Source organism: Fusibacter sp. QWL-12, from assembly GCF_058683495.1.
Genome location: NZ_CM178745.1, coordinates 511,985 through 533,914 on the forward strand (window position 1 = coordinate 511,985; position 21,930 = coordinate 533,914).

General features: G+C 36.6%; 20 protein-coding genes, 1 tRNA gene and 1 riboswitch. Of the genes, 4 read left to right on the forward strand and 17 right to left on the reverse strand.

What is annotated here, in order from left to right; translation table 11 throughout:
* Nucleotides 1–81 precede the first annotated feature (81 nt).
* Entirely contained in the window at nucleotides 82–630 is a 549-nt protein-coding gene (locus tag AC4PID_RS02975) for a helix-turn-helix domain-containing protein (protein WP_492135346.1), read from the reverse strand.
* Between the two features lie 126 nt (nucleotides 631–756).
* Between AC4PID_RS02975 and AC4PID_RS02980 the strand changes: the two genes are divergently transcribed.
* Nucleotides 757–1,341: a LysE family transporter gene (locus AC4PID_RS02980; protein ID WP_492134085.1), complete on the forward strand. Its 585-nt coding sequence runs from the start codon at nucleotides 757–759 to the stop codon at nucleotides 1,339–1,341.
* On the opposite strand, the gene AC4PID_RS02985 is transcribed toward AC4PID_RS02980, so the two are convergent.
* The 8 genes from AC4PID_RS02985 to AC4PID_RS03020 all read right to left on the reverse strand — a co-directional run bounded on the left by AC4PID_RS02985 (nucleotide 1,335) and on the right by AC4PID_RS03020 (nucleotide 11,820).
* Nucleotides 1,335–2,429 carry an SLC13 family permease gene (locus AC4PID_RS02985; protein WP_492134086.1) on the reverse strand — a complete coding sequence of 365 codons (1,095 nt, stop codon included), beginning with the start codon at nucleotides 2,427–2,429 and terminating at the stop codon, nucleotides 1,335–1,337. The two genes, AC4PID_RS02980 and AC4PID_RS02985, sit on opposite strands and share 7 nt — an antisense overlap.
* A gap of 166 nt (nucleotides 2,430–2,595) precedes the next feature.
* Nucleotides 2,596–3,831 (reverse strand): serine hydroxymethyltransferase, encoded by a 1,236-nt coding sequence (gene glyA, locus AC4PID_RS02990; protein ID WP_492135347.1) that lies wholly within the window; start codon nucleotides 3,829–3,831, stop codon nucleotides 2,596–2,598.
* A 23-nt stretch (nucleotides 3,832–3,854) separates the two neighbouring features.
* A complete protein-coding gene (gene lpdA / locus AC4PID_RS02995) occupies nucleotides 3,855–5,288 on the reverse strand; it encodes a dihydrolipoyl dehydrogenase (RefSeq protein WP_492134087.1) in 1,434 nt (477 codons plus the stop codon).
* A gap of 16 nt (nucleotides 5,289–5,304) precedes the next feature.
* The gene (gene gcvPB, locus AC4PID_RS03000) at nucleotides 5,305–6,759 is read right to left on the reverse strand and encodes an aminomethyl-transferring glycine dehydrogenase subunit GcvPB (protein WP_492134088.1); all 1,455 of its coding nucleotides are present in this window, start codon (nucleotides 6,757–6,759) and stop codon (nucleotides 5,305–5,307) included.
* Complete coding sequence (gcvPA, locus tag AC4PID_RS03005; protein ID WP_492134089.1) at nucleotides 6,753–8,099, reverse strand: aminomethyl-transferring glycine dehydrogenase subunit GcvPA; 1,347 nt, start codon at nucleotides 8,097–8,099, stop codon at nucleotides 6,753–6,755. The genes gcvPB and gcvPA overlap by 7 nt, the downstream gene beginning before the upstream one ends.
* Nucleotide 8,100: 1 nt before the next feature.
* A complete protein-coding gene (gene gcvH / locus AC4PID_RS03010) occupies nucleotides 8,101–8,484 on the reverse strand; it encodes a glycine cleavage system protein GcvH (RefSeq protein WP_492134090.1) in 384 nt (127 codons plus the stop codon).
* Nucleotides 8,485–8,609: 125 nt separating this feature from the next.
* The gene (gcvT, locus tag AC4PID_RS03015; RefSeq protein ID WP_492134091.1) at nucleotides 8,610–9,713 is read right to left on the reverse strand and encodes a glycine cleavage system aminomethyltransferase GcvT; all 1,104 of its coding nucleotides are present in this window, start codon (nucleotides 9,711–9,713) and stop codon (nucleotides 8,610–8,612) included.
* A 99-nt stretch (nucleotides 9,714–9,812) separates the two neighbouring features.
* Nucleotides 9,813–9,910: riboswitch (glycine riboswitch) on the reverse strand.
* Between the two features lie 215 nt (nucleotides 9,911–10,125).
* Nucleotides 10,126–11,820: a M3 family oligoendopeptidase gene (locus AC4PID_RS03020; protein WP_492134092.1), complete on the reverse strand. Its 1,695-nt coding sequence runs from the start codon at nucleotides 11,818–11,820 to the stop codon at nucleotides 10,126–10,128.
* Nucleotides 11,821–12,079: 259 nt separating this feature from the next.
* On the opposite strand from AC4PID_RS03020, the gene AC4PID_RS03025 reads away from it, so the two are divergent.
* Entirely contained in the window at nucleotides 12,080–13,294 is a 1,215-nt protein-coding gene (locus AC4PID_RS03025; RefSeq protein WP_492134093.1) for a methyl-accepting chemotaxis protein, read from the forward strand.
* A gap of 60 nt (nucleotides 13,295–13,354) precedes the next feature.
* Here AC4PID_RS03025 and AC4PID_RS03030 read toward each other — a convergent pair whose 3' ends face one another.
* The 6 genes from AC4PID_RS03030 to AC4PID_RS03055 form a co-directional block, all read right to left on the reverse strand.
* Complete coding sequence (locus AC4PID_RS03030) at nucleotides 13,355–13,747, reverse strand: OsmC family protein (protein WP_492134094.1); 393 nt, start codon at nucleotides 13,745–13,747, stop codon at nucleotides 13,355–13,357.
* Nucleotides 13,748–13,779: 32 nt separating this feature from the next.
* A complete protein-coding gene (locus AC4PID_RS03035) occupies nucleotides 13,780–14,745 on the reverse strand; it encodes a diguanylate cyclase domain-containing protein (RefSeq protein WP_492134095.1) in 966 nt (321 codons plus the stop codon).
* Complete coding sequence (locus AC4PID_RS03040; RefSeq protein ID WP_492134096.1) at nucleotides 14,742–15,368, reverse strand: chemotaxis protein CheC; 627 nt, start codon at nucleotides 15,366–15,368, stop codon at nucleotides 14,742–14,744. Before AC4PID_RS03040 ends, AC4PID_RS03035 begins: the two co-directional genes overlap by 4 nt.
* 9 nt (nucleotides 15,369–15,377) lie before the next feature.
* Nucleotides 15,378–15,740 carry a response regulator gene (locus AC4PID_RS03045; protein ID WP_492134097.1) on the reverse strand — a complete coding sequence of 121 codons (363 nt, stop codon included), beginning with the start codon at nucleotides 15,738–15,740 and terminating at the stop codon, nucleotides 15,378–15,380.
* A gap of 77 nt (nucleotides 15,741–15,817) precedes the next feature.
* Nucleotides 15,818–16,987 carry a winged helix-turn-helix domain-containing protein gene (locus tag AC4PID_RS03050; RefSeq protein WP_492134098.1) on the reverse strand — a complete coding sequence of 390 codons (1,170 nt, stop codon included), beginning with the start codon at nucleotides 16,985–16,987 and terminating at the stop codon, nucleotides 15,818–15,820.
* Nucleotides 16,988–17,094: 107 nt separating this feature from the next.
* A tRNA-Leu gene (locus AC4PID_RS03055) sits at nucleotides 17,095–17,179 on the reverse strand.
* Nucleotides 17,180–17,317: 138 nt separating this feature from the next.
* Here AC4PID_RS03055 and AC4PID_RS03060 point away from each other — a divergent pair.
* Nucleotides 17,318–18,352, forward strand: a complete 1,035-nt coding sequence (locus AC4PID_RS03060; protein WP_492134099.1) for an acyltransferase — start codon at nucleotides 17,318–17,320, stop codon at nucleotides 18,350–18,352.
* A 1-nt stretch (nucleotide 18,353) separates the two neighbouring features.
* Entirely contained in the window at nucleotides 18,354–18,977 is a 624-nt protein-coding gene (locus AC4PID_RS03065; RefSeq protein WP_492134100.1) for a TetR/AcrR family transcriptional regulator, read from the forward strand.
* A 121-nt stretch (nucleotides 18,978–19,098) separates the two neighbouring features.
* On the opposite strand, the gene serS is transcribed toward AC4PID_RS03065, so the two are convergent.
* Both serS and AC4PID_RS03075 read right to left on the reverse strand, forming a co-directional pair.
* Nucleotides 19,099–20,379, reverse strand: a complete 1,281-nt coding sequence (serS, locus tag AC4PID_RS03070) for a serine--tRNA ligase (protein ID WP_492134101.1) — start codon at nucleotides 20,377–20,379, stop codon at nucleotides 19,099–19,101.
* Between the two features lie 263 nt (nucleotides 20,380–20,642).
* Nucleotides 20,643–21,893: an MFS transporter gene (locus tag AC4PID_RS03075; protein ID WP_492134102.1), complete on the reverse strand. Its 1,251-nt coding sequence runs from the start codon at nucleotides 21,891–21,893 to the stop codon at nucleotides 20,643–20,645.
* Nucleotides 21,894–21,930: the final 37 nt, after the last annotated feature.

Genomic DNA, 21,930 nt, shown 5'->3' on the forward strand with positions numbered 1-21,930 from the left:
AAAATCATGGATAGATTTAATTTTAATCGTTTCACGCCTCTGTTTCATGGCTATATTTAGTCATTCATAATATCAAAAGTCTTAATGCTCAGGATAATAAATAATCATTGTAAACGAACAGACTTCAGATGATAAATTTTGATAACGATGTGTCACATCAGCTTTATATCTGATTGAATCATTTTCTTTTACAGTAAACTTTTGATGATTAATGGTAACTGTTAACTCACCTGCATTTACTATAACAAACTCTTCTGTTCCCTTTTGATGTGGCTCAGATTCCAAATTTGCTGTAGGGTCTAGGTCAGTGGAATAGATTTCAAAACGTCTCTCAGCATCAAATGGCATTAATGCGTAATTGCGAAACCTACCTTCATCCTCAACCAACGGTTCGATTTCACTTCTACTTACATATTCAACACTGGCTTTCGGACGTGTTATCAGTTCTGTAAATGAAATCTTAAAGCCGTTTGCAATCTTCCAGATGGTCGATATGGTAGGGTTTACTTCGCATCTTTCTATCTGACCAACCATACTTTTACTTACACCTGTTAGTTTTGCTGTATTTTCAAGACTTAGTCCTCTTTCTTCTCTTAATCTTTTAAGATTTTCTGAGATAATTGCATTCATCTTATCCAAAATAGCCTCCAAAATATCAATTGACATTATACTGCACGATATGTATTATTATATTATCCAAACATTATATTATCCTATATGTGCATTATACCATATATTAAAACAGGAGGTAATCCCTTGCCAAACTTTATCGCATTTGTTTCCTATGTTTTTATCACCTCTTTTACACCTGGTCCCAATAATATTATGGCGATGACCAATGCAACACATAATGGGTTTAAAAAAAGTCTAGCCTTTAATACTGGCGTAGCAGTTGGTTTTTTTACAATTTTGATCCTTTCTAATCTGTTTGCGGTAACCTTATATAATTACCTCCCAACTTTTAAAGGGATTGTAACTTGCATTGGTGCTGCCTATATTTTATGGCTAGCCTATAAAACCCTTAAATCCAAACCCATATCTTCAAAAAATGAAATTAGTCGACCTACAGGATTTAGATCAGGTGTTTTATTACAATTTGTCAATCCCAAAGCCATACTCTATAGCATTACAACGGTGTCAACTTTTATCATTCCTTACTATGAAAACAAAATCGTCCTTATCATATTTTCGATATGCTTGGCATTTGTAAGCTTTTTATCTACGAGCAGTTGGGCATTATTTGGTTCTCTCTTTCAACGGTTTATGGCCAACTACTACAAACCTATCAACGTAGTAATGGCCCTTCTGCTCGCTTATTGTGCTATTTCACTGTTTCAATAAAAAACCATTACAAATGTCATCAAGAGTATCAAAACGATTATGTTCAATGAATAAAAATATTTTTTATACCTTGAACCCTTGAATTTTTTCGTGTAAAGCTTAAATGAAATCAGGTTTGCCAATGACGCTACCATCGTACCAACACCCCCAACATTAACACCAATAATCAATGCTTTATTAAACTCTGTAAAACTGCTCAATAGAATTGCGGTTGGTACATTGCTTATGATCTGAGATAATCCAATCGATACAAAAAATGTATTTCTATCTGTTGATAGTAGAGAATTCAAAAATACATTGATGCTCTCAATTCTAGTGAAATTATCAACCGCAATAAAGAAACAAACAAATGTTAACAATAAAAAATAATCCACTTTTTTATAAAGCTTACGATCCAATAATAAGAAACTAATCATACAAATAGTTGTAATCACTTTCAAGTCAAAATAGTTTAAGATAGCTAAAATAACAATTACAAATAAGAATAGATAATATGTGATTTTCTTTTTATCCTTCAATATAATGTCTTTAATTTGTATGTCTATAAGATTTTTACTTTGACTCAAGTTCACAAAATAAAGCAATACCATACCCACAAATACAAAAGGAGCCGTCATCTGTACAAAATCTATAAATTTGAGATTAAAGAAATTAAACAAATAAAGATTTTGAGGATTTCCAAAAGGCGTTAAACTACTCCCTATATTCGCTGCCGCTGTTTCTAATACGACAATTTTAAAGGGATCAAATTTTGCCCTATTACTTAAAATTAAAGTTAAAGGAACGACAGTAAGAAGCGCAACGTCATTCGTAATCAGCATTCCCAGTACGGCTGATACCGAAATTAAAATCGCACCAATTCTCCGCAAATTCCTACCTTTTTTTATAAGTTTTAAAGACATGAAATCTAGAACTTGATACTTTTCAAAAGCCAAACTTAACAACATTAAGTTAAACAATGCTAAAAGAACATTCACGTCAATGGATTTTAAATTAGGTGTCACATAAAATGAAGTCACCACTGAAATTAAAAGTGCTATCACTAAAACGACTTCTTCAGCTACTTTATCTCTTATAACTTTTACCATACTTCTCCTACTCAAATGATTTCAATATTATTTTTTATACAAACTCATGTACCGAATAATATATTACGCTTCAATCGTCTTTTTGACAAGAAAAACGGCCCTTCAAATGAAGAGCCGCTTTTCAGTGGGGTCGGAAGTGCCGAGGTTGTGCTCGACACGTTATTGATTAATCCCTATATAAAGGGAATTTATCACAAAGTGCTTTTACTCTAGCTCTTGCAGGGTCTAAGTCTGCTTCACGATTTTCTATCGTCCAGCTGATAATATCTGCAATTTCTAGCATTTCTTCTTTGCCAAAGCCTCTAGTAGTAGATGCTGGCGTTCCAATACGGATACCACTTGTAACAAAAGGACTTGCCGTTTCGTTAGGAACGGTATTTTTATTGGTTGTAATACCGATGCTATCAAGTAGTTTTTCAGCTTCTTTACCAGTGATGTTTTTATTTCTTAAATCTAAGAGCATCAAGTGATTATCTGTACCACCAGATACGATTTTGAAGCCTTTGTTATGAAGTGCTTCAGCAAGCGTATGTGCGTTTTCAACCACTTGTTTTTGATATGATTTAAACTCTTCTGACATCGCTTCTTTAAAACAAACTGCTTTAGCAGCAATGATATGCATTAGCGGACCACCTTGAATACCAGGGAAAATCGCTTTGTCGATCTCTTTTGCATATTTTTCTTTACAAAGGATAGCGCCACCTCTTGGACCACGAAGTGTCTTATGAGTTGTCGTCGTTACGAAATCTGCGTAAGGTACTGGGCTTGGATGAAGACCAGCGGCTACAAGACCTGCGATATGCGCCATATCGACCATCATAAGTGCACCAATTTCATCACAAATATCTCTGATTGTAGCGAAGTCAATCGTTCTAGAGTATGCAGAAGCACCTGCTACGATCATTTGAGGTTTTTCAGCTACAGCTTGTGCACGAAGTGCTTCGTAGTCGATAAAACCATCTTCATTTACACCATATGATATAAAGTTATAAAGTTTTCCTGAGAAGTTAACTGGACTACCATGTGTTAAGTGACCACCATCTGATAAGTTCATACCAAGAATTTTAGCACCTGGCTCTAGAACTGCCATATAAACACCCATGTTAGCTTGTGAGCCAGAGTGCGGTTGAACGTTAGCGTGTTCAGCACCGAATAAAGCTTTCATTCTGTCTCTAGCTAAATCTTCACTGATGTCTACATACTCGCAGCCACCGTAGTATCTCTTATGAGGATAACCTTCAGCGTATTTGTTAGTAAGGTGAGAACCCATCGCTTGCATTACGGTTAAGCTAGTAAAGTTCTCTGATGCGATTAATTCGATATTGTTAGACTGTCTATTTAACTCAAGTTCCATTGATTCATAAAGCTCTGGATCATTTTTCTTAATTAAATCAAAATTCATCATTTTCTCCTCAATCATCATATTCATAGGGTCCTCTTTCGAGGGATAACACTATTTTTAGATTTTGGTGGTGCCATATGAATCGCTTCACCTTTAAGACCTAGAGTTGCTTCAGCAAAAGATTCAGCGAGTGTCGGATGCGCATGTACTGTGTTTGCGATTTGATCAACTGTCATTCTATTTGCAACCGCAAGTGTCCCTTCAGCGATTAAGTCTGAAGCGTGTGGACCCATAATATGAACACCTAAAACGACATCGTTCATGTCTGAAATTACTTTAATAAAACCATCTGGTTCACCAATCGAAAGTGCTTTACCATTTGCACCGAACATAAATTTACTTTTCTTAATTTCAATCCCTTTTTCAATCGCTTCATCTTCTGTAATACCAACGCCTGCGATTTCTGGGAATACGAAAATACAGTTTGGAATCGCATCGTGATTGCCATGATGTTCAATTCCCATAATGTGTTCTACTGCAGCAATACCTTGATGAGAAGCTGCATGCGCTAACATGATAATGCCATTTACATCACCAATTGCATAAACATGATCCACATTTGTTTTAAATGAATGTTTATCGACTACGATACCTGCTCTAGAGGTTTCAACACCAATCGCTTCAAGATTTAAATCTTTATAAACAGGTACTCTACCTGTCGAAAGAAGTACCTTGTCAGCAGGGAAAGAAACTTCACCTTTCTTAGTTGTACCCGTTACAGCAAGACCATTTTCAGTTTGGACGATCGCCATGTTTTCAACTGATTTGTGGAGCTCAATGCCCTTCTTTTTAAGCATTGCGCCAAATCGTTTTGTAATTTCAGAATCTACTTCTTTAAGGAATTTGTCACTTCTGATGACGACTGATACTTCAGAGCCAAGAGCCGCGAATATGCCTGCAAACTCCATACTGATAACGCCGCCTCCGATGATGACTAATTTTTCTGGTACTTCTGTAAATTCTAAAAGCTCTTTGCTCGTAATTACACCAGGCAGTTTAACGCCTTCAAATGGTGGAATTGCAGAAGTTGAACCAGTGGCGATGATGATATCATCACCACTGATTTCTACAGTTTCTCCGTCAGCTTTTACAACTTTTACTGTTTTGTTGTCGATAAAACTTGCAGAACCGTCTATGATTTCTACGCCATTTGCTCTCACAACTTGCTCGATACCACCGACAAGCGTGTTTACCACTTCGTCTTTTCTGCTTTGAATTTTATCAACATCGATGCTATATTGATCCACTTTAATACCGAAATCTTCGATGTGCTTTAAAGTGTGAAGTAATTCAGCATTTTTGTACAGTGTCTTAGTTGGAATACAACCGTAATTTAGACACGTCCCGCCGATTTTATGTCTTTCTATCAATGTGACTTTTGCTCCTAATTGAGCACCTCTGATTGCGGCAACATAACCGCCCGGTCCGCCACCTATTACGATGATACTCTTTTGCATTACTGCCTCCTAAAGATTACTTTTGCCACTTAAGAACCGGTGTTCTTGCTGCAAGTACCTCGTCAACACGTCTAATTGGTGTTGTTGTAGGTGCATTGTGAAGCAGATCCGGATTCTCATCAGCTTCCTTACTGATTTGAATCATTACATCGATGAAAGAATCGAGCGTTTCAAGACTTTCAGTTTCAGTTGGTTCAATCATAATTGCATTTGGAACGATGAGTGGGAAATAGATTGTAGGTGGATGATACCCATGATCTAGTAATCTCTTAGCCACATCTAAAGTACTGCATGTACTTAACTCATTACCTAAACCAGCAAGAACAAATTCGTGTTTACAAATAGTATCTACTGGTAAAGTATAATGACCTTTTAGTTTTTCTTGAATATAGTTCGCATTTAAAACGGCCATCTCAGATGCACGTTTTAATCCCTCAGCGCCCATTGTAAGAATATAAGTGTAAGCTCTTACCATGATACCGAAGTTGCCGAAGAACGCCTTTACTTTACCGATAGAATCAGGACGATTGTAATCTAAGAAGTAAGCTTCTTCATTTTTACTCACCACTGGATAAGGTAAGAATGCTTCTAAATGCTTTTTAACGCCTACTGGACCAGAACCTGGGCCACCGCCACCATGTGGTGTCGTAAAGGTTTTGTGTAAATTGTAGTGAACAACGTCAAAGCCCATATCGCCAGGTCTTGTTTGACCCATAATCGCATTTAGGTTAGCGCCATCATAGTATAAAAGTCCGCCAGCTTCATGAACCAGCTTCGCAATTTCAACGATGTTTTTCTCAAATAAACCAAGAGTGCTTGGATTCGTTAACATTAAGCCTGCAATCTCATCACTCAATACAGCTTTGAGATTTTCAAGATCAATTGCACCGTCTCTAGTTGATTTGATTTCTACGATATCAAAGCCAGCAACGTTTGCACTTGCTGGGTTGGTACCATGTGCTGAGTCAGGAACGATAATTTTCGTTCTTTTCAAATCGCCTCTTTTTTCGTGGTAAGCTTTAATGATCATAAGACCAGCTAACTCACCTTGAGCACCTGCTGCTGGTTGGAGTGAAAATGCATCCATACCACCGATTTCAGCAAGTTTGCCAGAAAGATCATACATGAGTTCTAAAGCACCTTGAACTTGCTTTTCATCTTGTTGTGGATGAAGTGAAGCAAATTTAGGTAATGCTGCCATATCCTCATTGATTTTTGGGTTATACTTCATCGTACATGAGCCAAGTGGATAAAAACCTGTATCTACACCAAAGTTTTTATTAGAAAGTCTAGTATAGTGTCTCACCAGTTGCGGCTCGCTTACTTCTGGAAGTACGATTTCTTCTTGTCTGCGTAAAGCTGCAGGAATTAAATCATCAAGATTCACACTGTCAACTTTACAGGTAGGCAATTTATAAGCGCGTCTACCTTCTTTTGAAATTTCAAATATAAGTTGATCGTAGTTTACCATGTGATTTCCTCCATTGCTTTTACGAGACAATCGATTTCTTCGATTGTGCGTTTTTCAGTGACGCAGAACATGATGAGGTTTTTATCGGTTGCATAGTCTTTGCCGATATTGTATCCGCCTAAGAAGCCTCTTGCAGCAAGCTCATCGTTTAATACATCTACGTTTTTATCTGTCTCAAGAACAAACTCTCTGAAGAATGGTTGATTATAGACTGGTCTAAATTTGCCAGTTGCAATCAGTTTATTATAAGCATAATAAGCTTTTTTAGCTGACTCTTTTGCAACTTCTGCAAGGCCTTCTTTACCAAGAGCACCCAAATAGATGGTTGCACAAAGTGCATTGAGCGCTTGATTTGAACAAATATTTGAAGTCGCTTTATCACGTCTGATATGTTGTTCACGTGCTTGAAGCGTCAATGTGAAAGCTCTTTTGCCATCTAAGTCAAGTGTTTGACCTACAATACGACCAGGTAATTTTCTCATTTGCTTCGTTGAAGCTGCCATAAAGCCTAGGTATGGACCACCAAAGTTAAGGCCGTTACCTAAAACTTGGCCTTCACCAACTGCAATATCAGCACCGTATTCACCTGGCGTTTTTAAGAAGCCAAGAGAAATAGGATCTACATTCATGATAAATAATGCTTTGTTTGCATGTGTTACTTCTACAGCTTCAGTACAATCTTCGATGTTACCAAAGAAGTTAGGTGTTTGAATAATAACGCCAACCGTATCTGCATTTACAGCAGCATTAAGCGCTTCAACATCAGTCACACCATCTTTTGCTGGAACTTCCACTACCTTAGTACCATAAAAACGCATATATGTTTTTACAACTTCTCTAGTGTGTGGATGAACCGTTTCAGAAATAACAACTGTATCCCCTTTTTGATTTGCAGCTGCAAGCATAGCCGCTTCTGCAGTAGCAGATGCACCATCGTACATAGATGCATTTGAAACATCAAGTCCCGTAATATTAGCAATCATCGTTTGATATTCAAAGATCGCTTGAAGCGTTCCTTGGCTAATTTCTGGTTGATAAGGTGTATAAGCTGTATAGAATTCTGATCTTGAAACGAGATGATGGATGATTGAAGGGACTGAATGGTCATAAGCACCAGCGCCTCTAAAACATACAAGCTCATCTGTTCCTATATTTTTATTAGCAATACTTTTAATTCTTTTAGTTACCTCTATTTCAGATAGAGGGCCATTGATGTCAAGTCTTCTGCCAAGTTTGATTGCTTCTGGAATATCGTCGAAAAGTCTATCGATCGAGTCTATGCCAAGTACTTCAAGCATCTTTTTGACATCTTGATCAGTATTTGGGATATATGGAAACATCCTATGCCTCCTCGTTACAAAATGCTTCGTACTCTTCCGCGTTCATTAATTCATCTAAGTCAGCAGGATTAGAAATGCTGATTTTCATAATCCAAGTTTCATAAGGATCAGAGTTAACTAAAGAAGGATCGCTTTCTAATTCTTCATTCACTTCAACTATTGTTCCTGTTACAGGCATTAACATATCTGAAGCTGCTTTTACAGATTCAATAGTACCAAAGCTATCTTCGCCATCGATTTCAGCGTCAACTTCAGGTAATTCTACATATACGATTGCACCTAATTGATGTTGTGCAAAATCTGTGATACCAACTAATGCTTCGTTGCCATCCACTTTAACCCACTCATGGTCTTTTGTATAATATAATCCGCTTACAACTTTCATTTTAATACCCTCCTGATGATTATATATTTTAGGGCCAATTGCCCTTAAAATCAGTATACCTCAAATTTAATTTGCACCAACTATTTTTTGGCATAAAACATAATTTTTATAGCAACCAATATTGATTATTTTTTGTAATTCTTTTGGTAGAAACGTTTGCTTACTACGGTTGCAGGGAAAAGGTTTTTACGAACTCTAACTTGAAGCTCAGAGCCCATTTCACCATATTTCGCATCAACAAGCGCTAAAGCAATGTTCTTCTTAAGTGTTGGCGACATATAACCTGTCGTAATAACACCGATCACTTCGTCTCCAGCAAGTACTTCATAGCCTTGACGAGGAATACCTTTCACCATTTCAAGACCAATCGTTTTTCTTGGTAGTCCGTTTTCTTTTTGTGCCACTAAAGCATCTTTACCAATGAAGTTATCAGTGCCTAGTTTAACAAAGAAACCTAAGCCAGCTTCAAGTGGTGTAATGTTTTGATCAATTTCATGACCATAAAGTGGTAAAGTCGCTTCAAATCTAAGTGTATCTCTACAGCCTAAACCTGCCGGTTTAAGACCAAGCTCTTTGCCTACTTCAAGTAATTTTTGCCATACTTTAACGATACCTTCATGATCTGCATAGATTTCAAAACCATCTTCGCCAGTATAACCAGTTCTTGAAACCAAGCATTTAACGCCTTCAATCGTCACATTTCTATTGCAATAGAAGAATTTAATGCTAGTTAAGTCTACATCAGCAATTTTTTGAAGAATTTCTTGTGCATTTGGACCTTGAAGTGCGATTTCAGATACTTCTGATGATAGGTTGACCAAACTGATGTCAAAACCTTTTGATTGTTCTTGCATCCAAGCAAAGTCTTTCTCAACATTGCTTGCATTGATTACTAAATAGAAATGTTCATCATTAAACTTGTACACTAAGAGGTCATCTACAACACCACCGTGCTCATAGCACATCATAGCGTAAAGAATTTGGTTATCCTCTAAAGTTGCAACATCATTTGTCACTAAGTTCTGAACAAAAGCAAAAGCACCTTTACCTGTAACTTCAACTTCTCCCATGTGTGACACATCAAACATGCCAGCAGCATTTCTTACTGCCTCATGTTCTTCAATGATCCCTTCATACTGAACTGGTAATGCCCAACCAGCAAAATCTATAATTTTGCCACCTGCTGCTACGTGTTCATCGTAGAGGGCTGTTTTTTTAACTGAATCCATAATGCAACCTCCTCATTTAATAATCATTTTCGCCAATTCGCCTGTTTAAAGTAGAAATGAAAAAAGAGGTATACAATGGTATAGCAATGCTAGCCGCCATTATATACCTCTGTATTTTTACCTGAGAGTTTTCGCAAAGTATAACTTTGCCTTTACGCCTTCGGTGCCTACTTAAAGGGCTCTCCAGAGTTCCATCAGATAACACTACTTTTGCCTGAGAGATTCTGTCATGTCGGCAAACATAAACATTGCTCCTTCGGCTACCTTTCGATATCTCGCATTATCATCACTTGGTACAATATAGGATTGTCTTTCTTGTCTACTTCATTTTATGCGAAACGACAAGCTTTTTCAACTGATTTTTTCAAGGGTATTGCAATATTTTTTTAACTTTTATCAATAATTTTTATTCCTAAAAATTTGAGTCGTCGATTTTACCTAATTCTGCTCTTAAAGCTGGAATCACTTTTTTTATAGAACCCGCTTCAAATGGGCTGTCAAGGCCAGCTTCAACAAGTAACTTTGTAAATGGTAGACTACCACCTAAATTGCACAGATGTAAATAATCAGCCCAAGCTTTTTCTCTATTATCTAAAGATTTAAGATAAAATTGGAAAGCACACACTTGTGCTAATGTATAATCGATGTAATAAAAAGGATCACTAAAGATGTGACCTTGTCTAAACCAGAATCCACCTCTTTCAAGGAAGTCATTTTCTTCATAGACTTTGTCAGGTAAATATTTCTTTTCGAGTGATCTCCATTTCGCTTTGCGCTCTGCTGGTGTCACTTCTGGATTACTATAAACAAAATGCTGGAATTCATCTACGAGTACACCATAAGGGATAAATAGTAGAGAACCACTCACATGATTGAACTTATACTTATCAACATCTTCTTTAAAGAAACTTTCCATCCAAGGATAGGTTAAAAACTCCATACTCATCGAATGTATCTCACATGCTTCAAGTGTTGGGAACTGATACTCAGGAAGCTCATGATCTCTTGATCGGAAAACTTGGAAAGCATGCCCCGCCTCATGTGTTAATACATCGATGTCACCAGAAGTTCCATTAAAGTTTGAAAAGATGAAAGGCGCTCTATAATCACTGATATAAGTACAGTAACCACCGCCTGCTTTACCCTTTTTCGCTTCAAGATCCATCAACTCAGTGTCTAGCATGAAATTGATGAACTCACCAGTTTCTGCCGATAAGGCTTCATACATTTTCTTACCATTTTCAATAATCCATTCTGCATCGCCTTTTGGGTTTGCATTTCCTGTCATAAAGGATAAGTGTTCATCATAGTATTTAAGTTCATCCACACCCAAGCGATCCGCCTGTTTTGCTCTGAGTTCAGATGCAAGAGGTACAAGCTCTTCTAAAACTTGGTTACGATAAGATGCAACCATAGTTTCATCGTAATCTGTTCTTGAAAGTCTCATATAACCTAATGGAATAAAGTTCTCAAAGCCGAGTTTTCTTGCGATACGATGGCGGACAGTAACTAGATCTTGATAAAGATCATCAAATGCAGCTTCATTCGCTTCAAAGAACTTTGTAGCCGCTTCTTCAGCTGCTTTTCTAATATGACGGTCTTTGGATTCGTAATAAGGTACCATTTGAGCCAAATTAAGTTCTTTACCATCAAATGGAATTTTCGCAGAGGTACGTAGCTTCGTGTACTTCGACATCAACATATTTTCTTCTTTAAGATCTTCAATAATATCAGGATGAAAGGTTTTAAGCTGTACCTCAATGATATTAAAAATGTGCTCACCAAAAGCTTCAATCAATTCTGGCTTAAATTTAGAAGCATTCATAGCTTGGTAATATTGATTAACCATTTCTTGATAGAGCGGTGTTGCTTCATCGATAAAATCATTCTCAGCATCGTAAAATGCATCCTCTGTATCAATCGTATGACGTACAGAAACCAATTGTGCCATTGATTCCATGTGATTTCTAAGTTTGTTGATCTCATGAATCACTTCGATTTGAATCGCTGCAGTGTCCGCTTTATTGAACTCAATTAAAAGATTTTCAAATGACGCCTTCATAGCTGTCATGTCTGGACGTTCGTATTTAAACTCTTTAAATGTCATATAGCCTCCTAAATTTGAAACTTATCTAACTATCTATGATAAGTTTATCACATAATTGCGCTAGCGTATAATTTTATTTTTATGACATTTTCGTTTGTATAACTTACGTTTGGAAGGAAACTGAGCAATCAATAAGAACTATATAATTTTATTTTTACAACTTCATTCAAAATAATTGTTTACTACTTGTCATTTTATTGTTACTATGTTTTAGGCATCCAGATGCCAAAATAATCTTACAAATGAAGGAGAAACGAATTTGAAAGCCATTTTCAACAATCAAAAGAAGTATCTTGAACATTTTTTAAAGGTATTACCGCACTTAAAAGATATCCTTCAAGATGATGTTATGACCTCTATTGTTGATACAGAAAAATTTATTGCTTATTTCCCTGGCGACAAACTAAAAATCAAAGTAAATCCTGGAGATAAAATACCTAAAGACGACCCATTAAATGCAACTATTGCATCCAACCAAATTATCCAAGCGATCGTACCAAAAGAAGTTTATGGTTTACCTTTTAAGGCTGTTACATACCCAATTAGAGATCAAAACGGTAAATGCGTTGGCGCAATTGGATTTGCTAAAAGTTTAGAGAAGGAGTTTATGATCAGTGAATCTTTATCTGAAGTTAAAAACATTACTGATCACTCATTTAATGCAATCAGTGCAATGATTGAAAGCATCAATGACATCTCAGCAAAAACACAATCTAACGCATCTTCTGTAGAAGAAATTAATGCGAGCATGGAAGAAATGTTATCGGTCTCACACAGCGTAAAGACTTTAACAGAAGATACAAAAAATGCTAGCAAAACAGTTACGACAGCAGCTGTCAATAGCAATCACGCTATCAGAGAGCTAACAGACTCTGTAAATAAAATTTCAAATTCTACAGGAGATTTATCAAATCTTGTAACTGAGTTTAACAAAACGACTGATCAAATCGGTGGCATCGTGGATTTAATCAATCAGATCAGTGAGCAGACGAATTTATTGGCTTTAAATGCTGCTATAGAGGCTGCACGTGCTGGCGAGAATGGTAGAGGCTTCGCAGTAGTCGCTGATGAAGTAAGAAAACTTGCAGAACAATCAAAAAATGCTACTCAAAATATTACCGAGCTTATAAGTCATGTCCAATCTAATATTAGTGACATCCTAAAAGCGGTTAAGCACACCGACGAAGTTGTCGTTACAGGTGTAAAATATACAAACGATTTAACACAAAATATCAATGCCATTCTTTTAGATATTAATAAGGTGGATCAGAAGGTTGTCGAGATTGCATCACTATCTGATTCAACCTATGAAATGGTTAATCAGGTTACTCAATCTGTTACAGAAATCACTGAATCAATAAACAGTACAGCTGAGGAAGCATATGAAGTCACTAACAAAATTGATACATTAAAGTCCTCACTTTCTACAAATCAAAAGACCATTTCTAGTGCAATTGATAAATTGACTAAATAAAATAAAGCCTCAAAACATCAGTCACGGTGTTTTGAGGCTTATATTAAATTTTTTACGCTTTTATTCAGCAACGATCTCAAATTCAGGTGGGTTAAACATGTGCTTTTTAACCGCACACAAATCCATTGAACGAATGATTGCTGCTTTATATTTTTCTGGGAAACCTTCAGGTAAGGTCAAATTTAAATTCACTTTACCGATCATCTTAGTTTCAGGATCTTTTTCCACATCCATGGTCAGCGCTAAGCCTTCAGTACTTATGCCTTTATTTTGACAAAAGCCCAAGGCATAGATGCCAGCACAAGTCGCAATAGATGCTAAAAACAAGTCAAACGGCGCAGGTGCACTTCCTTCTCCACCAGCATATGAAGGTTGATCCGTTCCTATTACTTGCCCCTTCATATGGGCATCTACTCTAACACCACCTGGAAACTTCACTTCTATTAAAGCCATAATATCACTCCTTTAATCAATAGATCTATCTTTTACTCTTCAAGTGAACGATTATAAAACGCAAAACCCGCTTTTCCAGAATGCTTAATTTTATAAAGGGCTTGATCTGCTTTATCAAGCAACTCCTCAACTTCTTTACCATCTTCTGGAAAAACACTGATTCCCATGGAACACGTCACTTCGTGCTTAACACCATCCACGTTAAAAGGTTCGTTAAACTGATCTAGAATATGTCCTGCAAGCCTTTTAATATCTTTATTATCCAGTAGACCTTCCATCACGATAATAAATTCGTCACCCGATAACCTTGCAACTGTGTCCTTACCTCTTATGGCATGCTTAAGCCGTTTCGCCATCTCCATTAAAATGGCATCACCGCTTCTGTGACCATGACTATCATTAACAACTTTAAGATTATCCAAATCAATAAAGAAAATCGCAACTCTTTCTTTTACATCTTCTATCATTGCGTTTTCAAGCTTATTTCTAAGTTGATTCATAAGGAAAAGTCGATTTGGAAGCCCAGTAAGTACATCCTGCATGGCCATTTTTCGACTGTTTTCTTCATTTATTTTGATTTGGTCATTTTCTTTCTCAAGTTGCATGATAAAGGTTTTCATCTTTTGTACCTTTTGATAGTAACCTGTATAATCTTCAACCTGAATCAACAAATAACCATTTAGCGAACGCTCAATTTGTAGATTTTGCTGTATAATCGTGCTTTGATCGTTCTCAATATCAACAAAAAAACTGCCATGAACAGCTCCAGCCAGAAATCTTCCTTGTCCTGTTTCTCTAACGGATTGTAAAATCTTTTGATATTTGGGGCGCACGAATTTTGGCGCAACTTCTTCTATCGGACAATTAAAAACCGTTTCCATTTTTAAGTCCGTCTTCTGAATCATCCACCGATTCCAGTATACAATTTTTGAGTTTGAGTCGAGTAAAATGATGCCGACATTTAACTTGTCCATCACATCATAAAAGAAGTTATTCATAGTGCATCACCGATTTCTTCACTGATTTTATCAAGCAGTTTATTTAACGAAGTGAGTCCAAGTGCAACGATGATCACGCCTTCCACCTGAGCCTCTGCCAGTTCAAAGCTAGTGTAAAGCATCATCATATAAACATCATTATTCAAATACATTTTTTGCTCTTCCTGTGAAACAAATAGAACTTCAATATCTGGAATAGAAAACTCTACCGTCGTACCAATCAAGTTCGAAAACTCGCCGATAACTGAGTTTAATATAACATTACTTATTTCCTTTAGAACGTCAAAATCGGTGTCAATTAGTTCATAGCTCTCTTCATCATAATTCGACATCTCCATTCCCATGCATGCATCCACCAAAAGCTTGGCTTTTTGAGCAGGAAAAATTAACAACGCCCTCCCTGAAAAGTCATTCCCAAACTTCATTGATGAACTGATGATGTGTCCATGATTAAATAAAGGTTTCGCTAAGTCTTTTGTATCATCTGACATATTGATAATATCAACCTCAGGAACGGTAAGAAGCACACGTTGATTTGCCATTTCTGAAAGCATACTTGCCGCCTGCCCAATAAAGACATTTACATATTCTTTTAATAAATCTCTTTGCATCTCATCGAGCATAATTTCACCTCAATTTCCTAGAATTACTGACTTCAATGCTTCTAGCTTTTCAGCATTTAGTGGCTTATTAATGAAGTTCTGAACCCCTAACGCATCGAGTTCATCCTTTGTTCCCTTTTGAACGTCCGCAGAAATAACGATTACTTTTGGCTGTTCATTATCCTCGAATAATTTTGAGATTAGCTCTTGTCCTGTCATCTCTGGCATTAGTAGGTCCGTAATCACCCAGTCAGAAGGAGCTGAAACATATGCTTCAAGCGCCTCTTTACCATTAGAACAGAGCGTAATCTCAGCTTCAGGGAAAGAAGCTGAAAGTGATTTATGAATGATATTTCTTACAAATGCAGAATCATCTGCAACTATTAATCGCATCGCTTTCTCCAATCCATTAAATATTATTACTCATTTTATCACATCAAAATTAAAATGCGACAATGGATTCGTAAAATTTAATTAATTTCTAAGCTTTCACACGCATTAAAATCCATAAATGCCCTTAGACTTTTATCAAACTGAGTTTGAAAACCCTTTGTTGGCTTAAAGCTGGCTTCATACCAAATGTTCTTAACTATAAGCTTTTTTTCTTTCCTCATACATACCATTTCAACTCTTCCAACCAAATCATTTCGATACAAAATCGGAAGCACATAGTAGCCAAACTCTCTTTGTACCTCTGGCGTGTAAATCTCCCACTTATATTTATAACCGAACACCGCCTCAATTAGCTTTCGATCCCATAAAAAATTGTCAAGTGGCGCTAGAAACTCAACGCGTTCGCTCTTCTCCTCGTTGTCTATCACTGAATTTAAAAGCGTTAAATCTGAGCTCAAAATATAAAATGGATCTTTAATATCTGCCACTTGTATCTTCAAGATTTTTTCATCGTTCTCTAGTCGCTCAAACACTTCTTTTCTTTGAGCCGCTTTCAGCTCTCTTATGTTTAGCCAAGCGTCTGAAGGTTTGTTCCAAAGCATGCCCACAGCACCTATACGCCTTAAAACACGCCAACACAGATGATCGATCAGATCGGGATATGGATCTGTTTGATTGACAATCTCAACCGGGTAGAGCTTTCTCATTAGATCATATCTTTTTATAGTGCCTTTCTTACTATGAATCCCAAGCTCACCTTTAAAATATAATAACTCTAGTGCAGCTCTTGAAAGCTTTGTATGCCCCCAGTACCAATCGACCTTATGCTCATACTCAAGCTCAGATGAAGTTTTAGGTCCTTCTTGATCTATCGTTTCAATGATCTCACTACAAACCTTATCAATTTCATCTCGACTTCTACCTCTTTCGCTGTAAAGCACACGTTCACGTGCAAAATAAGGCCAGTCTTCAATGGGAAATATCGCTAAGTTCTTATCAAAATAATCCACTAATATGCGATCTTGATAGATCATTTCATACAAATCACTTTTATTAAAGTTCAAGATTCTTGACTGCAAAACCAACTCAGCATTTTTACCACAAACATCAATTGGATCGTACTGTAAGCAGCCAACCTGCTTAACAAAGCTTAAAATATCCACTTTACCTTTAAGTGTTTTTTTCCCGAATAGAAAGTGCTTTTTGAGTAAAAACTTCTTAGCTTCTAATTTACTTATCGTTATCATGTTCACCTCAATTCGAACATTCGTTCTTTTCTTTCTATTTTATAGAATAAAAATAAAAAAAGCAATGCGACACAAAGTTGCATTACTTCTGGTAAAAATGTGAAAAATGGTGCGAGCAATGGGACTTGAACCCACACGGCTGTTAACCATACGATTCTGAGTCGTACCTGTCTGCCATTCCAGCATGCTCGCACGAATACGCTTTCATTATACTGCTTAATAAAAAGGTGAACAAGTATTATTTCTATTCATATAATTTGTTAGCTGGATTAGGCTTGATAGCCTTATTCACTGTTGATATAATAAGTTGAATACAAATTAGGAGGCAAAATGACCCGAAAGAATTTTAATACCATTCACTACATGAGATTAATGGCTTGCTTATTTGTCGTTCTGATACATGTTACAGCGACACCTGTTGTGGCACTTACTTCAAACAGTCTGCCGCAGTATTTATTTATATTCATCAACCAACTAGCGAAACCGGCTGTCCCAATATTTCTATTTATCAGTGGTTTTCTTTTACATCACCTTTATAGTGATAAAAAAATCAATCTGTTACAGTTTTATAAAAAAAGACTACCTAAACTCGTTGGCCCATACGTCTTATGGTCTTTAGGATACTATTTAATCTATGTTAAAATCGGTTATTATCCGATTAATTTTAAATTTGTACTTGAAGGTCTACTTTGGGGATCCTTTATCTATCACCTTTACTTTATGGTGATTTTAATTCAGCTTTATATCTTATATCCCTTACTACATTTTGTGACCACAAAGCTTGGAACCACAAAGCTCTTCATATTATTGCTTACCGTACAGTTAGTTCTAATCAAAGTACCTTTTGAACACAGGGATCGAATTTTCATCACTTACCAAAGCTATTTTGCTTTCGGTATGCTCATGCGAGAATGGTACAGTAAAGTTGCATTTGAACAAATACCACCAATTCTCTCAGGAAGCTTGTTTGGTCTAGTCGGCATATTGAATTCTTTAGTATATTTGAACTATCAAAATGGTTGGTTTAATTTACCAAGCATTATCAATTCACTCATTTATATTGATTTTAGCCTTTCAGCTATTTTAATCCTTTTCGTTCTTTTTGAATCTTTTGATCGCAGAGTAGATAAAGGTGCTGTCTCAATTAAGAAATACAAATTAGAAAGACAGCTATCCAAATACAGTGAAAGCACTGAGTTTATCTATTATGCACATCCATTAGTGATTATTGGTTCCGAGTTTGTATTGAATCGTGTTGGAGTTATATCCATCAGTTTTAGAGCGGCAATTAATTTCTCCTTGATTGTCATTATATTAGTTCCATTGTCTCTATGGATCAACTCACGTAAAAGAATAGGAGCATAAAATGCCTAAAGATACCTTTTTTAATCTTGCAGAAGAAAAACGCAACCTGATACTTGAAGCGGCCTTTTCTGAATTTGAGAACAACAATTACGAACAAGCCAGCATCAATCAAATAGTTAAAAACACAGGCATCTCAAAGGGCAGCTTTTACCAGTACTTTGAAGATAAAAAAGACCTCTATAAATATATATTAAATCTTATGATACAAAAAAAATTGGAGTACCTTACTCCTGTTATGCAAAATCCTTTTGAACATGAGTTTTTTGAAGTGATAAAAGAAATGAATCGTTCTGCATTGCTATTTGCTGGTGAAAATCCACAAATGATGCAGATTAGTAAACGCCTATTGAAAGATCCAAGCAACGGAATATTTCAAGAGCTTGTAACTGAAAATCAAGGGCAAGCTTATGATATCTACAAGTTATTATTAACAAATGCCATTAAAAGAGGCGAGGTTCGTTCTGACATTGATGTAGACTTTGTCGCAAAGTTCATTTTCAATACCAGTGCGCAATTGGTTGAAACAGAAATTGATTTTAATGATGACAATTGGGAAGATCAAGTATTAGAGTTATTAAATAAATTTATGTCCCTGTTTGAGCATGGCTTAAGAAGCAAAGTTTAAAAAAAAGGTGTGACATTTCTCATTATAAGAAATCGCCACACCTTTTTGACTTTAATCCTGTACATTAATCGCCCCTTATATTATGTGCGTTAATGCTTTTACATTCCGATATACTCAGGATTTATTTTAAATATTCTTTTCCACCCACATACATACGAAGCGGTTCTGGAATAAAGATACTGCCATCTTCTCTTAAGTTATTTTCTAAGAATGCAATCAACATTCTTGGTGGCGCTACAACCGTATTGTTGAGCGTATGCGCAAAGTAGTTGCCTTGCTCTTTGTTTCTCACTCTTATACCAAGCCTTCTCGCTTGAGCATCACCTAAATTAGAGCAGCTTCCTACCTCAAAGTACTTTTGTTGTCTAGGTGACCAAGCCTCAACATCAATGCTTTTAACTTTTAGATCAGCTAAATCTCCAGAACAGCATTCAAGTGCTCTTACAGGGATATCTAGTGATCTGAAGAAATCAATTGTATTGTTATAAAGCTTATCAAACCACATTGGGCTTTCTTCAGGCTGACACACGACGACCATCTCTTGTTTTTCAAACTGGTGAATTCTATAAACACCACGTTCCTCAATACCGTGCGCGCCAACTTCTTTTCTAAAACAAGGAGAATAGCTAGTTAAGGCTTGTGGTAACTCTTCTTCTTCCATTAGAGTATCGATGAACTTACCAATCATAGAGTGTTCACTGGTTCCGATAAGGTAAAGATCTTCACCCTCGATTTTATACATCATATTTTCCATTTCAGTAAAGCTCATAACCCCAGTTACAACTTCAGAACGAATCATAAACGGCGGAATATAATACTCAAATCCACGATCGATCATAAAATCTCTCGCATAAGAGAGTATCCCAGAGTGTAATCTAGCGATATCACCTCTCAAATAATAGAAGCCATTACCGCTGGTTTTTCTTGCACTCTCCAAATCAATCCCTTTAAGATTTTCCATGATTTCAACGTGATAAGGCACTTCAAAATCAGGAACGATCGGTTCGCCATATTTTTGAACCTCAACATTTTCTGAATCGTCCTTACCAATAGGGACTGAGTCATCTATGATGTTTGGAATAACGAGCATTCTCTCTTTAATTTGCACCTCAAGTTCTGCTTCCCTAACCTCTAAATCAGCTAATTCTTTGCCAATTGCAGCCACTTTTTCTTTTGTCTTTTCAGCTTCTTCCTTCATGCCCTTAGCCATGTAACCGCCAATTTCTTTACTGATTGCATTTCTTTGGCCACGAAGTTCATCTGCTCTCGTTTTTGCAGCTCTAAACTCAGTATCAAGCGCAATTACCTCGTCCACTAGAACGAGCTTTTGATCTTGAAATTTCTTTTTAATGTTTTCCTTCACCAACTCAGGATTGGTTCTAATCAGTTTAATATCTAGCATCTCTTTCCTCCTATCGAATGATTGATCGATGGTTTAAGATAAAAAAATCCTCCTATCCCATCGTATATGGGACGGAAGATTCCGCGTTGCCACCCAAATTGCACCGAAGTGCCATCTCATTGTCAGCTATAAAGGGCATACCCTTCGACTCATCGCCGATTGCTCCCAAAGTGGAACGGATCACCAGATACTGATTTACACCAACCATCAGTTCTCTATAATCTAGCTTAATCCTTAGCTTTGATCAACGCATAATGTTAGTACTATTTTACCTCAGATGGTGAGAATTTCAAGGTTTTTTTTGAAGAATCTTTCATAATACCTAAGATTAATAAGGTAGCTCCAATAGAAGCCAAAACCAAACCGCCAACGAGCATTGCTTTCACACTGTATAATTCAATGATTACACCACCACCGATACTCGCTATGACGCCGCCAAAAGTCGTAGATGCAATCAGATAGCTTTGTCCCTTCACCTTATCTTTATTTTTCATTCGATCATGGATATAAGAGACAGAAGCAGGAACGTATAATGCGAATGAGACGATCTGCATCAACTGAGCCATATAAATCATTTGAACACTTGTAGCCGTTAAAAATAAAATACTTTTAAATACGAAAAAGACACCTGAAAGCATGAATAAGGTGCCACTCTTAAACCGCTTTAATAAAAGTCCGAAGCCAAGCATCGTCGGTAACTCTGAAAGTGCAGCAAACGTCATCGCTCTACCGAACTGCATCTCATTTCCATTTACATTTTGAATAATTTGGATGAGATAGACATTGCAAATGGTATGAAATGCATAAATGAGCGAAACCCCTAATAAAATCAGAGAAAACCCATTGTAACGTTTTAAAAATGCGATGGCACCTTGATCAAAATTTATGTCTTCCTCAGTTTCATGTATAGACTGTGCTCTAACAGGTAAAAACATAATTGCTAGTCCTGTAATCATAAAGTAAATCATTGCATTTAGTGGCACCATTTGCTTTGAAAAAAGACCCACTAAAGTACCTAATATACTGGATTGAATTGCAAAGGACATGGATCCAAACGCACGCGTGATACCAAAGTTGAGGTTGCCGTCAATTGCAAGCGCTGCTATTACATATGAGTTAATCAGTGGCTGCAAAGATAATAATAATGATATGGTGAAAATATAAAGTACCGTAATGACTAAAAGTGATGATTGTAACATCGTCACGCCAAACATTAATATTGCACCCAGTCCAAGGACGATCAGAATAATTTCTTTTAATCGCTTTGCTCCGCCTTTATCAGACAAAGTCCCAAGCCAAGGTTGAATAATGACGGAAATGATACTACCAGCGGCGACAATTAGTCCTATACTGCCACTGGAATGACCAGATTGTTTCATATAATATGTCGCATAGCCATACACGGAGCAAAATAGCATCCAATAAAACATTTGTATGGCAATTGTTAGTAAATCTACTTTGTTGAATTTTATATTTTTCTTGTTTTTAATTAACCCTTTATTTGTTGATGTCATTAAAATGCCTGCTTTCTCAAAATTGTTTTGTTTAACT

Excerpts from the sequence above, each read along its gene's own strand:
- AC4PID_RS02975 (WP_492135346.1), bottom strand. The coding sequence starts at position 630 with ATGAATGCAATTATCTCAGAAAATCTTAAAAGATTAAGAGAAGAAAGA.
- AC4PID_RS03065 (WP_492134100.1), top strand. The coding sequence starts at position 18,354 with ATGCCTAAAGATACCTTTTTTAATCTTGCAGAAGAAAAACGCAACCTG.
- AC4PID_RS03020 (WP_492134092.1), bottom strand. The coding sequence starts at position 11,820 with ATGACATTTAAAGAGTTTAAATACGAACGTCCAGACATGACAGCTATG.
- AC4PID_RS03035 (WP_492134095.1), bottom strand. The coding sequence starts at position 14,745 with ATGAATAACTTCTTTTATGATGTGATGGACAAGTTAAATGTCGGCATC.
- AC4PID_RS03040 (WP_492134096.1), bottom strand. The coding sequence starts at position 15,368 with ATGCTCGATGAGATGCAAAGAGATTTATTAAAAGAATATGTAAATGTC.
- gcvT (WP_492134091.1), bottom strand. The coding sequence starts at position 9,713 with ATGGATTCAGTTAAAAAAACAGCCCTCTACGATGAACACGTAGCAGCA.
- serS (WP_492134101.1), bottom strand. The coding sequence starts at position 20,379 with ATGCTAGATATTAAACTGATTAGAACCAATCCTGAGTTGGTGAAGGAA.
- AC4PID_RS03050 (WP_492134098.1), bottom strand. The coding sequence starts at position 16,987 with ATGATAACGATAAGTAAATTAGAAGCTAAGAAGTTTTTACTCAAAAAG.
- lpdA (WP_492134087.1), bottom strand. The coding sequence starts at position 5,288 with ATGCAAAAGAGTATCATCGTAATAGGTGGCGGACCGGGCGGTTATGTT.
- AC4PID_RS03060 (WP_492134099.1), top strand. The coding sequence starts at position 17,318 with ATGACCCGAAAGAATTTTAATACCATTCACTACATGAGATTAATGGCT.
- AC4PID_RS03045 (WP_492134097.1), bottom strand. The coding sequence starts at position 15,740 with ATGCGATTAATAGTTGCAGATGATTCTGCATTTGTAAGAAATATCATT.
- AC4PID_RS03030 (WP_492134094.1), bottom strand. The coding sequence starts at position 13,747 with ATGGCTTTAATAGAAGTGAAGTTTCCAGGTGGTGTTAGAGTAGATGCC.
- glyA (WP_492135347.1), bottom strand. The coding sequence starts at position 3,831 with ATGAATTTTGATTTAATTAAGAAAAATGATCCAGAGCTTTATGAATCA.
- gcvH (WP_492134090.1), bottom strand. The coding sequence starts at position 8,484 with ATGAAAGTTGTAAGCGGATTATATTATACAAAAGACCATGAGTGGGTT.
- AC4PID_RS03075 (WP_492134102.1), bottom strand. The coding sequence starts at position 21,893 with ATGACATCAACAAATAAAGGGTTAATTAAAAACAAGAAAAATATAAAA.
- AC4PID_RS02985 (WP_492134086.1), bottom strand. The coding sequence starts at position 2,429 with ATGGTAAAAGTTATAAGAGATAAAGTAGCTGAAGAAGTCGTTTTAGTG.
- gcvPB (WP_492134088.1), bottom strand. The coding sequence starts at position 6,759 with ATGGTAAACTACGATCAACTTATATTTGAAATTTCAAAAGAAGGTAGA.
- gcvPA (WP_492134089.1), bottom strand. The coding sequence starts at position 8,099 with ATGTTTCCATATATCCCAAATACTGATCAAGATGTCAAAAAGATGCTT.